Here is a 13259-nt window from a genome sequence, read left to right as displayed (position 1 = left end):
GTGGGAGTTCGGGGCGGGCGTGGGGACGATCGCGCGGATACGGATACGGCCACGGCGTACCCGGCCCGCTCAGCAGTCGCGGAACTCCGGCGACTGGTTCAGGACCTGGGAGCGCGCGGAGGTGAAACGGGTGTACGTCTCGCCGCCGCGTGCCTGGAGCGGGAAGACGGCGACCCGGTGGCAGTTCTGGAAGGCGAGCGCGACACCGAAGTGGCGTTCCAGGCTGCCCCTGATCGCGTCGCTGGACAGCGCCCGCAGCAGCTGACCGCGCTCCCTCTCGGACGGCGGCGGGGTCTGGTTGTCGGCGAACTCCGCGCTGCCGGCACGCAGTTCGGTCACCAGGCCGGCGATCAGGCCGTAGGCGTAGGGCAGGGACGTACGGACCGTTTCCACGAAGTCCTCCTCCCGGACGTCGCCGTTCTCGGCTTCGGCGAGCAACTGCGGGGAGACGTCGAGCGACATGGACGTGCCTCCTGTTTCTGTGCGTGCTGTGGGGGACGGGTCAGGTCGGATCGGGTCGGGTCGGGTCAGGTCGGATCGGGTCGGGTTGTGTCGGTGGGCGGTTCAGTCGGAGGCCGCGAGCGCCTCGGGGCCGTGCCGGAAGTCGGGGTCGACCTGGGTGGCGAGGTTCTGGCCGGTGGCCTCGTCGGCCCAGGCGGAGGCGTTACGGAGGTGGAACTCGACGGCGTGTCGCTGGAAGGCGGCCCAGTCCTTGGTGCGGGAGTCGACGGCCGTACGGAGACGACGCAGGGTCTCGGTGTTGTGCGCTTCCAGCTCCCCCTCCTCGCGCCCCTGTTCCCGGGCGCGGACGAAGTCGGACTGGACGCAGTGCGCCAGCAGGTCGTCGCCGACGTGCTCCTTCAGGAACAGCAGGTCGTCCTCGCCGGTGACCTTGTTGGCCACGACGGCGATCGGGATCCCGAACTCGGCGGCGTGGTCGCGGTACTGGCGGTAGACGGAGACGCTCTTCCGGGTCGGCTCGACCACCAGGAAGGTCATGTCGAACCGGGTGAACAGCCCGGAGGCGAACGCGTCGGCGCCCGCGGTCATGTCGACGACGACGTACTCCCCGACCCCGTCCACGAGGTGGTTGAGGTACAACTCGACGGCACCGAGCTTGGAGTGATAGCAGGCCACACCGAGGTCGCTCTCGTCGAAGGCCCCGGTCACCATGACCGGCACTCCGGCCACACGCCGCACGTGACGACCGTGGATCTCGTCGTCCCCGAGCAGCCGCAGCAACCGCGATCCGCGTCCCGGCGGCGTGGTCTTCACCATGGCGTCCCGGGACCCGATCCTCGGATTGGTCCCGCGCAGGAAGTCCTTGATCTCCCCGGTCCGCGCGCTCAGGGGCGGCGCACCGAACTCGTCGTCCTCGTCGAGCCCCAGCGCGTACGCCAGGTGCTGGTTGATGTCACCGTCGATCGCGACGACCGGCGCACCGGAGTCGGCCAGGTGCCGCGAGAACAGGGCGGACAGGGTCGTCTTGCCGCTGCCGCCCTTACCGACGAAGGCCACGCGCATGGCTAGGCACCTCCTCGGGACCTCAGGGCCCTATTGAAAATGGATGTCATGAGCATAGCCTCGATGGGTCTGGGGGTCCTGTCAAACCGCAACGGGTCAACTCACCTGATGGGGCGACGCGTTGGGGTGAGTTCGGCGGGATCGCCTGCTCCTGTGTAATCAAGTTTGAATAGTAGTCGGGCGGGATGTACTCTCGCCGTCGTCCATCACTGGTCAAACTTGATGAGTAGTAGAGCGAAGAGGGAAGGGAGACCGCGTGATCCAGCTGCCCGAGACCGGATACGCCCCCACCGACGAGGACCGCGCGAGCCTGGACGCCTGGTTCGCGGAGTACGACGTGGCGAGCGCGAAGCGCGACGTCGAACGCATGGCCGACATGGCCGTGTTCCCGCTCAACCTGGTGAGCGACGACGCGGCGGGTGACGGCCGTTCGGCGCAGTGGGACCGTGAGCGGTTCGTCGCCGTGATGACGCAGGTCATGGGGGAGGGCGGCGAGGACATCACGTTCGAGTCCACGCGCACGCCCGTGTTCCTGTCCCCCGTCATGGCCGTGGTCTTCACGGACTCGACCATGACCATGGCCGGGCACAGCCAGCAGCTCCGGTACGCCGACATCCTCGTCAGGCGGGGCGGGACGTGGGCGTTCCAGACGATGCTGCAGAGCGGCTGGGGCGACAACCTGTAGATAGACGACAACCTGTAGAGAGACGACAAGTTGTAAAGAGGCGACAAGTTGTGAAGAGATGAGCGGGGAGTGAGCAACTCCCCGCTCCCGTACGTATCTTCCGGGAGGGAGTTCTGACATCTGACGGACAAGTGATGCACGAACGACACGGAGACGGGACGTGCTGAGGAAGCAACGGCTGGTGCGCGGGGTCGCGGCCGTGGTGGGACTGGTGGTCCTGTCGCTGGCCGCAGGCTGCAGTGGTGGGGACGACGCGGGCACGGGTGACAAGGCGTCGAAGCCCTCGAAGGTGCCGGACGCCCAGGCCGCCGCCGTGGTGGCCCCGGCGAAGGTCGAGGTGATCGCGGACCTCACCGGCTGCAAGGTGAAGATCCGTACTGAGGCGGACGAGCTGCGTGAGGGCGTGTGCCACACGCCCGAGGCCGACTACCTCATCACCACCTTCCCCGAGGAGAAGTACAAGCTGACCTGGCTGGAGACCGCGTCCATCTACGGCGGCAAGTACCTCGTCGGGCCGCGCTGGGCCGTCAGTGGCAAGCCGAAGGTGCTGGAGCCGCTGCGGAAGAAGCTCGGCGGGACGATCCAGGATCTGGGCGCCGGGTTCGGGACGGCGGCGAGTGAGTCCCCGGGCAAGTCACCCAGCAACAAGTAGACGTGAGAGAAGTGCGAATGCCTCAGGGGCGTGGTCAGGGTGCCGCCGGCTCGTAGTCGCTGACCACGTACAGCGCCTCGTCGTCGATCGCGTTCTCCTCCCAGTCCAGCGAGATCCGTACCGGGTGCCCGTCGTCCGCGTACTCCACCTCCGCCGTGTCGGCACCCTCCGCGCGGGCCCGCTCGCACTCCTCCAGCAGTCCGCCGATCGTGGGCACGTCGCCGAGCGACCGCTGCACCACCCGCTCACCGCTCTCGTCCAGCCCCACCGCCTCCGCCACCTCGCCGTCCCGCACCGTCACGCGGAACCTTCCGATCAGTGCCCGCTCCCCCTCGCTCGACTCCAACGTGTAGCTGTACGAGGAAGGCTCCGCCCAGCGGGCCGTGCTACCTGCCCGTTCGGCGGCCTCGGTCCCGCATGCGGCCGCCACCCCCATCAGCAGAACCGCGAGAACGGCAACACGCAGGGGGCGGTGGCGGGTTGGTGCGGCGGTGGCGACGGTTCGTACAGCACGTACAGCACGTACAGCACGCATGGCATGCATGGGGCCCCCTTCGGTGTCGGTCACTTCTGTGACGCGGTGGGGGCGGGGAACGTTCGGCGACGGGCGTGCGTCACCTGTCGGATGCCGACGCACTCCGCGGGCGGGCGAGGGTGTGGGCGGCGAGGGCGGTGCACAGGGTCTGGAGGCCGCGGACCCGGACCGGCGAGTGGCCGGTCAGCGCCTCGATGCGCCCCAGCCGGTAGTCGATGGTGCTGCGGTGGATGACGAGGTCGGCCGCGGCCCGGGCGCGGTTGCCGTCGGCGGCGATCAGCGCCTCCAGGGTGCGCAGCAACTCGGGTCGGCTGACGACGGGTTCGATGAGCGCGGTCAGCCGCCGGGACACCTCCGGGTTGCTCACCACCGCGAACTCCACTGCTACGTCGTCGAGTTGGTGTACGCCCGGCTGCCGCCCGAGTGCGCACACGATCCGTAGGATGTCCTCGGCCTCGCGTACGCCGCCCGCCAGTTCCTGGAACGGCCGCCAGGTCACCGAGATCCACACCGCGTCGCCGAGCTCGGCGCGCATCCGGCGGGCCAGCCGCAGGGCCTGCTGTCGATCCCCGGCGGGCGCCAGGACGTGCCCGCGTCCGCCGCTCAGCCGGACCAGGATGCCGGTCCCGCAGAACCGCCCGATCATCCTGGTCAGCGCGTAATCGGTGAAGCCCAGCGCCTGCACGCCGAGTATGGCCCAGGACTGCGTCGGAGCCGCGGACTCGGCTAACTCCGCCGGCGTGACGAACCCCGGTAACAGAGGGCGTACGGGCGCCGGCCGGTCCGCTGGGGCCGGCTGGGCCGAGCCGGTCGGCTCCGGCTGGAGGAGAAGAGGCTGTGCGGCCATGGGCGTCGTCCTTGGACCAGGGGGCAGCGCCGCCACCCGGCGCAGGCTTTTATATTCAGACAACAGGATGGGGGTCACAGGTTCATCCGAGTCACATCAAAGCTTTATCAGAGCCGCTGCGGGTGGGGAGGAGGAGAGAGATGGAGGGGGGATGACGGTGGGCACCCGACTGCCCGGGGAGGCAACCTCTTCCGTGGCGGCGGCGACCTGAGGGTGAAACCTTCCCCCACACGAGGAGTTCGCCATGCGCAAGCACCTCGCACGCCTGTTCACGGTCTTATCGGTTTTCGCCGCGCTCGTCATGCTGGGCGGCACGATGTCGCCCGGCGCGGAGGCCGCCGAGCCCCGCGCGCAGGCCGCGGACGTATGGAACCCGCCCGCGAACCTGGTCCAGCCGCTGGACGAGGTGTGGCGGCACGTCGAGTCGACGTACCCCGACCTCAACGGCTTCCGCAACTACGGCTGGGACCAGGTCATGGCCAACCGGGGCAGCATCAACTACTGCGTCCGCTGGGAATCCGACGCCCCCGTCAGCACGGCCCTGCGAGACAGCATCCACGCCGCGCTGAAGAAGCAGTTCGGGAAATGGATGTCGGCGATGGTGGACAACGGCACCGGCCACAACGCCTGGCCGTACACCAATGTCCCCGTCAACATCGTCGGCTGGGCGGTGAAGAACCGCTCGACGCTCCAGTGGACCGACAACTCCGTCGACATCTACACGGGCATCCTCGACGGCGGCGGCTCCCCGCAGTGCCTCCCGGACTGCGGCCGCTTCTTCCACCAGGACGGCAACTACTCCCGCTGCCCCGGCGGCGTGGCCCGTCACTACGACCAGTCCCTCTGGCTGACCAAGGGCTTCCAGGGCGGCGCCGGCGGCGACTGGGGCCAGCGCGTGGGCCAGGAGTACTTCACCGGTGCCCTGGGCCAGGAGAACATCCACATCTACCTGCACGAGGTGGGCCATACGTTCGGTCTGGACGACTTCTACGACTGGAGCCCCACCGGCCAGTGCTGCTTCCTCATGAAGGCGGGCTCCGCCGCCCAGATCACCGACTTCGACAAGTGGATGTTCCGCGACTTCTGGCGCCACATGAAGCATCGCTACGGTCTCTGAGCCGAGGCCGCTGAGTTGAGGCCGCTGAGCTGAGGCCGCTGGTGGTGGGGGCTGTGGCGTGCGGGCCACTCCGCAGCTCCTACACCGAGGTGGTCAGGGCGGCGCGGAGCCAGTCGTCTGCGGCGCCGAGGGTGGGGGTGTGCGGGGTGGCCAGTTCGGCGGCGAGTTGCCAGTAGCGGTCCATCACGGGGTGGGCGGACCGGTCGAGTCTCAGCCTCAGGCCGCGGCGGAAGCCGGGGGTGTCCCGGGCGCCGTGGGCGTGGGCGTAGGCGGAGACGAAGCAGTCGAGTGCCTCGCCCTCGTGGGGTGCCCGCCCGGCACGCAGGGCCGGCGCGACCAGTTCGTACGCCTCGCCGAGGCCGTCGTAGAGCACGGTCGGGCGGTACTCCGGATCGCGCTCGGGAGGCGGGGGCCGCCAGTCGTGGCCCGGAGGACACGGCATCGTGACGAGCGCGTGCAACCGGGCGAAGGCCAGCACCTGGGCCGGGGTCGGATCGGCCGGCGGCTGCGGTACGGCGGCGTCGAGAATCCACGAGACCTGCCGGGCCGGAAGCCGTACGGGCAGCACGCGCCGCCAGAAGCGGGCCGGTGCGGCCGTGTCCGGCGGGAGGGCACCGTCGAGAAGCGCACCGATCAGCCGCAACCGGTCGGCGCGCTCCTCCGCGGTGCCTTCACCCAGCAGATGCAGCGCGGCCCGGCGCCAGCGCAGGGCGGCCAGTTGGGAGCCGAGCTCCTTCAACTGCCCGGCGATGACGTCCTCCCACATGTCCTCCCGGTCGAGGACCCGGTCGATGTCGCCGACCGGCAGGTCGAGGGTCCGCAGCGAGCGGATCAGGCGGAGCCGGTCGAGCGCCTCGGGGCCGTACCGGCGGTGGCCCCCGGCGCTGCGGGCGGCCTCGGGCAGCAGGCCGCGATCCGAGTAGAAGCGAACGGTCTTCACGGTGACGCCCGCCCGCTCGGCGAGTTCCCCGATGCTCAACATGTCGTCCGGCCACACGGCTTGAACCTCCCTCAGGGGGAGTTCCTACCGTACCGGCGAGCACTCCAAGGAGGAGCTGAAGGAGGAGATCATGACGGCGTTCGTACTGGTGGCGGGATGCTTCACCGGTGGCTGGATCTGGCAGGAGGTGGCCGAGCGGCTGCGGGAGTCGGGTGCCGAGGTGCACCCGGTGGCCCTCACCGGCATGGGGGACCGCCGCGAGGAGGCGGTCCCCGGCACGGACCTGGAGACGCACATCGAGGACGTGATGCGGGTGATCGACGGCGTCGACGCCCCGGAGGTGGTGATCGTCGGTCACGACTACGGCATCCACCCGGTGCTGGGCGCCGCCGACCGCCGCCCGGAGCGGATCACCCGGATCGTGCACCTGGACACGGGCATGCCCCGGGACGGAGACACGGCGGCGCAGCTGGTGCCGGACGAGGAGGTCCGCCGACAGCTCCGCGACGGCCGATCCGGGCAACCCGGGTCGGGGGAGTCCGGGCAACCTGCGGATGGCGGCGGCTGGTGGATCCCCGCGCCCGCGTCCGACCAGTGGCAGCGCTGGGGCAGCACCGCCGGGCTGACGGACGAGGCGCTGACTATGCTGACCCGCCTTGCGGCACCGCAGCCGGCGGGCACGCTCACCCGGCCGCTCAGGCTCTCGGGCGTGGTCACCGCACTGCCCGCCACCGGCGTCCTGTGCAGCGGGAACGGCCTGAACATCGCCCTGATCGAGGACCTGGTCGCGGGCGGGCTGCCGCAGTTCCAGCACCTCGCGAGGCCCGAGACGAGCTTCTTCGAACTCGCCACCGGACACTGGCCGATGCTCTCCTGCCCCGAGGAACTGGCCGAAGTGCTGCTCGGGGCCGCGGAGGGGGAGGGACACCGGATCACCCCGAGCGGGGCGGTGCCTCCATACCTCCGGCCGTTCGTGCTGGACGTACCGGAGCGGCCCCGCGAGCGGGTGGGACGGATCGACCTCTACATCCCCGACGAGCTCGACGAGCCGGCCGGGGACTCCGAGCCGGCCGGGGACTCCGTACCGGCCGGGGACTCCGAAAGGCCCCGCCCGGCGGTGGTGTTCATCCACGGCGGCCCCGTCCCCGCCGACCTCCGGCCCACACCGCGCGACTGGCCCTCCTTCGTCGGCTACGGCCGGTACGCCGCGAGCCTCGGCGTGGTCGGCGTGACCCTGAACCACCGGCTCCGCGGCCTCGACGACTACGAACGTGCCGCCGAGGACATCACCGAAGCCGTCGAACTGGTCAGGGCCGACCCCCGCATCGACCCGGAGCGCATCGCGCTGTGGTTCTTCTCCGGCGCAGGGCTGCTGCTCGCCCACTGGCTCGCCGGGCCCCCGTCATGGTTGCGGTGCGCGGCGGCGACGTATCCCATCCTCGCGCCGCTGCCCTCCTGGGGAGCCGTGGATCCCCGCTTCCGCCCGGCCGAAGCGGTGAGCGGTGCGGGACGGCTGCCGATCGTGCTGACCCGGGTGGGCCTGGAGAACGCGGAGATCGCCGCCACGGTCGAGGACTTCCTGGCCGCGGCCAAGGAGTGCGGGGCCGGCGTCGAGGTGATCGACGTGCCGGACGTGCACCACGGCTTCGAGTCGATCGACCACACCGATCAGTCCCGCCGCGCCGTGGCTCACGCGATGCGGTCCGTGCTCGCCCACCTGCGCGACTGACCCGGCCGCCCGGCAGCTCGGCAGCTCGGCAGCTCGGCAGCTCGGCCGCCCGGCAGCTCGGCCGCCCGGCAGCTCGGCCGCCCGGTCTGGCCACGGTCACCCTCCCATGGGGCGACGGTCCACGGTCTACGGCTGCGGCAGTTCCTCGCCCTGCACCGCCTGGATGTTCAGCTCCACCCGCAGCGTCGCTCCGATCGCCGCGATGCCCGCCTGGAGGATCTGGTTGTAGCGCATGGCGAAGTCCTCGCGGCGGAGTTCCGTGCTGGCGCGGAACGCCGCGCGGATGCCGCCCCAGAGATCGGGGCCCGTGCCGAGGTAGTTGAGGTCGAGGTCGACGGGGCGGACGACGCCGTGGAGGCCGAGCCTGCCGTGAACGGTCCAGCGGTCGCCGCCGGCGGGGGTGAGGCCGGTCGAGCGGTACGTGATGGTGGGGTACTGCTCGGTGTCTAGGAAGTCGGGGGAGCGGAGGTGGTCGTCGCGCATGCTGTTGCCGGTGTCTATGGACGCCGCCTGGATCACCGCTTCCACCCGGGAGCGCACGGTGTCCCGGGCCACCTCGAAGCGCCCGCCGAACTCGGTGAAACGGCCCTGGACGCTGGACAGTCCCAGGTGCTGGGCGACGGCCACGACCGAGGAGTGCGCCGGGTCGATGGTCCAGGGGCCGGGCGGGGGAAGCTCCACGCCGCCCTGGCGGGCGAGGACGACCTGACCGAGCTCCGCCCGGCCGCTCGCGGTGACCAGCGCCGTCGACGCGGTGGGGGCGTATCCGAGGGCGGTGACGATCGCGGTGTAGGGGCCCGGTTCGAGAGGCGTGGTGTCCTTCACCCTGCCCTCGGCGTCGGCCTCGGCACGCAGGACCTGTATGCCGGACATGTCGGTCACGGTGACCACTGCGTGAGATACGGCCCAGCCGTCCCGGGTGCGGACGCGTGCGCTGAGGGCCATGGCGCTTCTCTTTTCTGTTCGGTGCGTGCCGTACGTCCGTGCGCTGAGGGGGGTTCGTACGGTCACGCGGCGCGATGCACCCCCGGAGGGGGAGGCCGGGGGTGCATCGCACCCTAAGCGACCCCGGGGAAGTTCAGCCACGTCCCCGCGCCGCCCGGCACGCTCCCCCACTGCCTTAAAGGCGTGGGAGGTGCCCCCACTCGCCGCACCGGCCAAAGGCCCAAGTAGCTCCTCCCTCAGTCTCAACTCCTCCCCCACTCTCGACTCCGCTCGAGCGGGGGGACCCCCATGCCCGGGGGCACCTCCATCGAGGACCTTCGTCCGGCACGCCGAGAGCACGCACCGAACGACGCGGGAACGCGCCCGCACTTCCCCGGCGCCGCTTGTCGGGTCTCCGGCGACGGGGACACGGCCGTCCCCTGCCGCTCCTGCCGTGGCCGGAGCCCTTCCCCCAGCCGGCCCGCGGGCGGTGCCCTCCGCTCAAGGTGCCGCCCGCGGACCGGGGTTCTGGATGGCGTCAGGCGCCACTTTTGACGCGGGCCCTAGCCCTCGCCGTGGACCAGCTCTATGTCGTGGTCCTCCACATCGGTGCCGGAGAGCGTGATCCCGGCCGCCTGGGGCGGGTAGCCCGTCGCGATGACCGTGTACGCACCGCTGTCGAGGTCGGAGAAGGCGTACGCGCCGTCGAGGCCGGTCATCGCCGAGGCGACCACGTTGCCCGCCGCGTCCACGAGCGTCACCCGGGCGTCGCCCAGCGGGGCTCCGGTGCCGCCGCGGACCGTGCCGCGCACGTGCACACCCGGGTGGAGCTCCACCTCCATCCGCGTGGTGCCGCTGCCGATCTCCACCGGCTGGGCCAGCGGGCGGTGCTTGGGCGAGTTGACCGCGAGGGTGACGGTTCCCGGTACGAGGTCGGTGAGGGTGAACTCGCCCAGGGTGTCGGTCCCTCCGGTGGCGAGTACGTCACCTCGTACGTCCGTCACGATGACCACGGCACCGGAGACCGGGGCCCCACTGTCCGCGGACCGGACCACGCCCGCCAGCCTGCTCGTGCCGCTCAGCAGGACGTCGTACGTGAGAGCCGCGTCGCCCACGACGATGTTCGAGGCCTGAGGCTGGTAGCCGTCCGCGGAGGCGATGAGGACGTACGGCCCCGCGCCGGGCGCGGCCACACCGTACGAACCGTCGTCCCGCGTGACCGAGCGGCTCAGCTGCCGTCCTTCGAGCGAGATCAGCGTCACCGCCGCCGCGCCCACGGGTGTCTTCTCCGCGCCGAGGACGTGTCCGTTCACCGGAATGCCGCCTCCCGCGACGCCGAGGGAACCCTCCGGCGCCTCATCGTGGGCGGGCGCCGCGACGGGGGCGGGCGACTTCTCTGCCGCGGGCGGCACCGTGGCGTTCGGGGCCGCGGTCTCGGCGGGCGTCTGCGCCTTCTCGGCGGCCGGGTGCTGGCGCGGGATGAAGAGGGCGATGGCGAAGGCGAGGAGCGCGGCACCGGCGCCGACCGCGAGGACCACCTTGAAGCCGTTCTCGGAGGGCAGGGCGTGGCCGCCGAAGTCGGTGGTCATCTGGGCGAGGATCACACCGGCGATGGCGCTGGCCGTCGACGTACCGATGGACCGCATCAGGGTGTTGAGGCTGTTGGCGGCGGCCGTCTCGGACGCGGGCACGGCGCCCATGATGAGCGCGGGCATCGAGCCGTAGGTGAAGCCGATACCGGCGCCGATGACGCAGGAGACCAGGACGAAGTGCCAGACCTCCGACATCAGGACGATGTTCAGGCAGTAGCCGGCGGCCACGATCAGGGAGCCGATCAGCAGCGTCACCTTCGGGCCCTTGGCCTTGGTGACGGCAGCGGAGACCGGCGCGAGGGCCATCATCACCAGACCGGAGGGCGCCATGACCAGGCCGGCCACGAGCATCGACCTGCCCAGGCCATAGCCGGTCGCCTCAGGCAACTGCAGGAGCTGAGGAAGCACCAGGGACATCGCGAACATCGCGAAGCCGACGGCGATCGAGGCGAGGTTGGTGAAGAGGACCTGGCTGCGGGCGGTGGTGCGCAGGTCCACCAGCGGCTGCGAGGTGCGCAGTTCGAACAGGCCCCAGAGCAGCATGATGACGACCGCGGCACCGAACAGACCGAGGGTGGTGCCGCTGGTCCAGCCCCAGTCGGCGCCCTTGGAGATGCCCAGCAGCAGGCAGATCAGACCGGCCGCCATGCCGAGGGCGCCGAGCAGGTCGAAGCGCCCGCCGGTGCGGACCTTGGACTCCGGTACGAAGGCCGGGATGAGGACGAGGGCGAGGGCGCCGAGGCCGGCCGAGGTCCAGAACAGGACGTGCCAGTCGTAGTTGTCGGCTATCAGCGCGGCGGCGGGCAGGCCGAGGGCGCCGCCGACGCCGAGGGAGGCGCTCATCAGGGCGGTGGCGGAACCGAGCCGTTCGGCGGGCAGTTCGTCGCGCATGATGCTGATGCCGAGCGGGATGACGCCGGACGCCAGACCCTGCAGCACCCGGCCGACGATCATCGGGGTCAGGGAGTCGCTGAGTGCGGCCGTGACCGAACCGGCGATCAGCATCACCAGGCTGACCAGGAGCATGCGGCGCTTGCCGTACATGTCCCCCAGCCGTCCCATGACCGGGGTGGCGACGGCGGCCGCGAGCAGGGTGGCGGTGACGGCCCAGGCGGTGTCGGAGGCCGGGGCGTTCAGCAGCTGGGGCAGTTCCGGGACGATCGGGATGACGAGGGTCTGCATGAGCGAGACCACGATGCCGCCGAAGGCCAGCGCCACCACGACGAGGTTGGCCCGCGGTGCGGCGGGCCCCACGTCGGGGGCGGGTCGGGCAAGGGCATGGGACATGGCCGGGCCTCCGTAGGGGCGATTCGGGGTGTGCTGGGTGTTCTGGGTGTACGCGACAAGGTAAATCTAAGTCAGTTGATTGACTTAAGCAAGATAGCCTGGTGGGCGCGCTGTAGTGGGCGCCCTGTGGGCGGTGCGCGGCGCGCAAGACGTGGTGAAGAGGCCCGTGGTCGGGAAACCCCTCGGACGGCCGTCGCTCGGGGTGGGGAAGTCCGGGGTGGAAACCGTGGAGCAGCCGGAGCGCCGTGCCGCCCAGAAGTATGGCGGTACCCACTGCGTGATGGCCACCGCGACTGCCCACGGCATCCGGCCCTGGTGGATTCATGGCACGGCAAGTCCGCCCACACGGCTGCGGCACCAGCGGTTGGTGGGCCGGCTTGATGGTGTTACAGGCCGAACAGGCATGTCGCGTTGTCGTGGCACACGGCCCGCAGCCACTCCTGTCCGAAACCCAGCCGTTCGAGGGCGTGGAGCTGGTGCAGGTAGGGGTAGGGGATGTTGGGGAAGTCGGAGCCGAGCAGGATGCGGTCGCCGAGTGCCGCGAGCCGGGGCAGGGCCTGGCGCGGGAACGGCATGAATCCCTCGGTGAAGTCGGTGAACGCCATCGTCGTGTCCAGCCGCACCTGGTCGTACCGCTCGGCGAGGTCGAGGAACTCCTCGTACTCGGGCATGCCCATGTGCGCGACGATCAGCCGCAGCTTCGGGTGCCGCGCCAGCACCCGCGCGATGGGCTCGGGGCCTGTGTACTTGCCGGGCGCGGGCCCGGAGCCGCAGTGCATCACCACGGGGATCCGGGCCTCTGCCAGCACCCCCCACGCCTGCTGGAGACGTTCGTCGGCCGGATCGTACGCCCCCACCTGTACATGAGCCTTGAACACACGCGCGCCTGCTTCGACGGCCCCGCGGACGTATGTCTCGACGCCCGGCTCGGGGTAGAGGGTGGCGGTGTGCAGGCAATCGGGGGTACGGCGGGCGAAGTCGGCCGCCCATCCGTTCAGCCACTCGGCCATGCCGGGCTTGTGGGGGTAGAGCATCGCGGTGAAGGCCCGGACGCCGAACTCCCGCAGCAGAGCAGTTCTCTCCGCCTCCTCCTCCCGGTACGTGATCGGCCACTCCAGCCCACCGATCAGCGGCCCGTTGGCGTCGAAGTAGTCCCAGACCTTGTGCAGGACACGCTCGGGCATGAAGTGGGTGTGGACGTCGATCAGCCCGGGAAGACCGAGTCGGCCCCAGAAACGGCGGACGTCACCGGCTTCCTCACCCAAAACCATGTCACTGCGGTGATCGCTCATGGCGCCCACGATCGGCTCTGGTCAGGGGGCGGAGCGACCCTTTCCGCCAGAGGGGCGGTGAGGCATCCGTCACACAGGCCGCGGCGGTGAGGTGCCTTGTCCGGCCTCATCTCTCCCCCTCTCCCCCTCTCCCCC

At 70.7% G+C, this 13259-nt stretch carries 12 protein-coding genes; 4 read left to right on the top strand and 8 right to left on the bottom strand.

What is annotated here, in order from left to right; translation table 11 throughout:
- Positions 1-69 precede the first annotated feature (69 nt).
- A complete protein-coding gene (locus tag FPZ41_RS26575) occupies positions 70-462 on the bottom strand; it encodes an SCO5389 family protein (RefSeq protein ID WP_152866210.1) in 393 nt (130 codons plus the stop codon).
- Positions 463-564: 102 nt separating this feature from the next.
- Positions 565-1524: an ATP-binding protein gene (locus tag FPZ41_RS26570; protein ID WP_152866209.1), complete on the bottom strand. Its 960-nt coding sequence runs from the start codon at positions 1522-1524 to the stop codon at positions 565-567.
- 256 nt (positions 1525-1780) lie between these two features.
- On the opposite strand from FPZ41_RS26570, the gene FPZ41_RS26565 reads away from it, so the two are divergent.
- Positions 1781-2209 carry a nuclear transport factor 2 family protein gene (locus FPZ41_RS26565; protein ID WP_322620759.1) on the top strand — a complete coding sequence of 143 codons (429 nt, stop codon included), beginning with the start codon at positions 1781-1783 and terminating at the stop codon, positions 2207-2209.
- 160 nt (positions 2210-2369) lie between these two features.
- On the top strand, positions 2370-2861 hold the full coding sequence (locus FPZ41_RS26560) for a hypothetical protein (RefSeq protein ID WP_322620758.1): 492 nt from the start codon (positions 2370-2372) through the stop codon (positions 2859-2861).
- Between the two features lie 34 nt (positions 2862-2895).
- On the opposite strand, the gene FPZ41_RS26555 is transcribed toward FPZ41_RS26560, so the two are convergent.
- Together FPZ41_RS26555 and FPZ41_RS26550 are read right to left on the bottom strand one after the other, a co-directional pair.
- Positions 2896-3396: a DUF6174 domain-containing protein gene (locus FPZ41_RS26555; protein ID WP_152866208.1), complete on the bottom strand. Its 501-nt coding sequence runs from the start codon at positions 3394-3396 to the stop codon at positions 2896-2898.
- Positions 3397-3475: 79 nt separating this feature from the next.
- Positions 3476-4243: a PucR family transcriptional regulator gene (locus FPZ41_RS26550; protein WP_152866207.1), complete on the bottom strand. Its 768-nt coding sequence runs from the start codon at positions 4241-4243 to the stop codon at positions 3476-3478.
- A 244-nt stretch (positions 4244-4487) separates the two neighbouring features.
- Between FPZ41_RS26550 and FPZ41_RS26545 the strand changes: the two genes are divergently transcribed.
- Positions 4488-5360, top strand: a complete 873-nt coding sequence (locus FPZ41_RS26545; protein ID WP_152866206.1) for a hypothetical protein — start codon at positions 4488-4490, stop codon at positions 5358-5360.
- Between the two features lie 79 nt (positions 5361-5439).
- Here FPZ41_RS26545 and FPZ41_RS26540 read toward each other — a convergent pair whose 3' ends face one another.
- Entirely contained in the window at positions 5440-6342 is a 903-nt protein-coding gene (locus tag FPZ41_RS26540; RefSeq protein ID WP_152866218.1) for a MerR family transcriptional regulator, read from the bottom strand.
- An 88-nt stretch (positions 6343-6430) separates the two neighbouring features.
- On the opposite strand from FPZ41_RS26540, the gene FPZ41_RS26535 reads away from it, so the two are divergent.
- Positions 6431-8029: an alpha/beta fold hydrolase gene (locus tag FPZ41_RS26535; RefSeq protein ID WP_152866205.1), complete on the top strand. Its 1599-nt coding sequence runs from the start codon at positions 6431-6433 to the stop codon at positions 8027-8029.
- A 126-nt stretch (positions 8030-8155) separates the two neighbouring features.
- On the opposite strand, the gene FPZ41_RS26530 is transcribed toward FPZ41_RS26535, so the two are convergent.
- The 3 genes from FPZ41_RS26530 to FPZ41_RS26520 form a co-directional block, all read right to left on the bottom strand.
- Positions 8156-8974, bottom strand: coding sequence for a YceI family protein (locus tag FPZ41_RS26530; protein WP_152866204.1), 819 nt, complete (start codon positions 8972-8974; stop codon positions 8156-8158).
- A 542-nt stretch (positions 8975-9516) separates the two neighbouring features.
- A complete protein-coding gene (locus FPZ41_RS26525; RefSeq protein WP_152866203.1) occupies positions 9517-11832 on the bottom strand; it encodes an MFS transporter in 2316 nt (771 codons plus the stop codon).
- A 386-nt stretch (positions 11833-12218) separates the two neighbouring features.
- Positions 12219-13124: an amidohydrolase family protein gene (locus tag FPZ41_RS26520; RefSeq protein ID WP_152866202.1), complete on the bottom strand. Its 906-nt coding sequence runs from the start codon at positions 13122-13124 to the stop codon at positions 12219-12221.
- Between the last annotated feature and the right edge of the window lie 135 nt (positions 13125-13259).

The sequence above is a fragment of the Streptomyces acidicola genome, from assembly GCF_009377235.1.
GTDB lineage: Bacteria > Actinomycetota > Actinomycetes > Streptomycetales > Streptomycetaceae > Streptomyces > Streptomyces acidicola.
Note: the sequence above shows the minus strand (reverse complement) of the source record. Positions and strands in the feature narration are given on the sequence as shown.

What these genes read in the sequence shown, in the direction of transcription:
- FPZ41_RS26575 (WP_152866210.1), bottom strand. Translation starts at nt 462, where the DNA reads ATGTCGCTCGACGTCTCCCCGCAGTTGCTCGCCGAAGCCGAGAACGGC.
- FPZ41_RS26570 (WP_152866209.1), bottom strand. Translation starts at nt 1,524, where the DNA reads ATGCGCGTGGCCTTCGTCGGTAAGGGCGGCAGCGGCAAGACGACCCTG.
- FPZ41_RS26555 (WP_152866208.1), bottom strand. Translation starts at nt 3,396, where the DNA reads ATGCGTGCTGTACGTGCTGTACGTGCTGTACGAACCGTCGCCACCGCC.
- FPZ41_RS26550 (WP_152866207.1), bottom strand. Translation starts at nt 4,243, where the DNA reads ATGGCCGCACAGCCTCTTCTCCTCCAGCCGGAGCCGACCGGCTCGGCC.
- FPZ41_RS26545 (WP_152866206.1), top strand. Translation starts at nt 4,488, where the DNA reads ATGCGCAAGCACCTCGCACGCCTGTTCACGGTCTTATCGGTTTTCGCC.
- FPZ41_RS26540 (WP_152866218.1), bottom strand. Translation starts at nt 6,342, where the DNA reads ATGTTGAGCATCGGGGAACTCGCCGAGCGGGCGGGCGTCACCGTGAAG.
- FPZ41_RS26535 (WP_152866205.1), top strand. Translation starts at nt 6,431, where the DNA reads ATGACGGCGTTCGTACTGGTGGCGGGATGCTTCACCGGTGGCTGGATC.
- FPZ41_RS26530 (WP_152866204.1), bottom strand. Translation starts at nt 8,974, where the DNA reads ATGGCCCTCAGCGCACGCGTCCGCACCCGGGACGGCTGGGCCGTATCT.
- FPZ41_RS26525 (WP_152866203.1), bottom strand. Translation starts at nt 11,832, where the DNA reads ATGTCCCATGCCCTTGCCCGACCCGCCCCCGACGTGGGGCCCGCCGCA.
- FPZ41_RS26520 (WP_152866202.1), bottom strand. Translation starts at nt 13,124, where the DNA reads ATGAGCGATCACCGCAGTGACATGGTTTTGGGTGAGGAAGCCGGTGAC.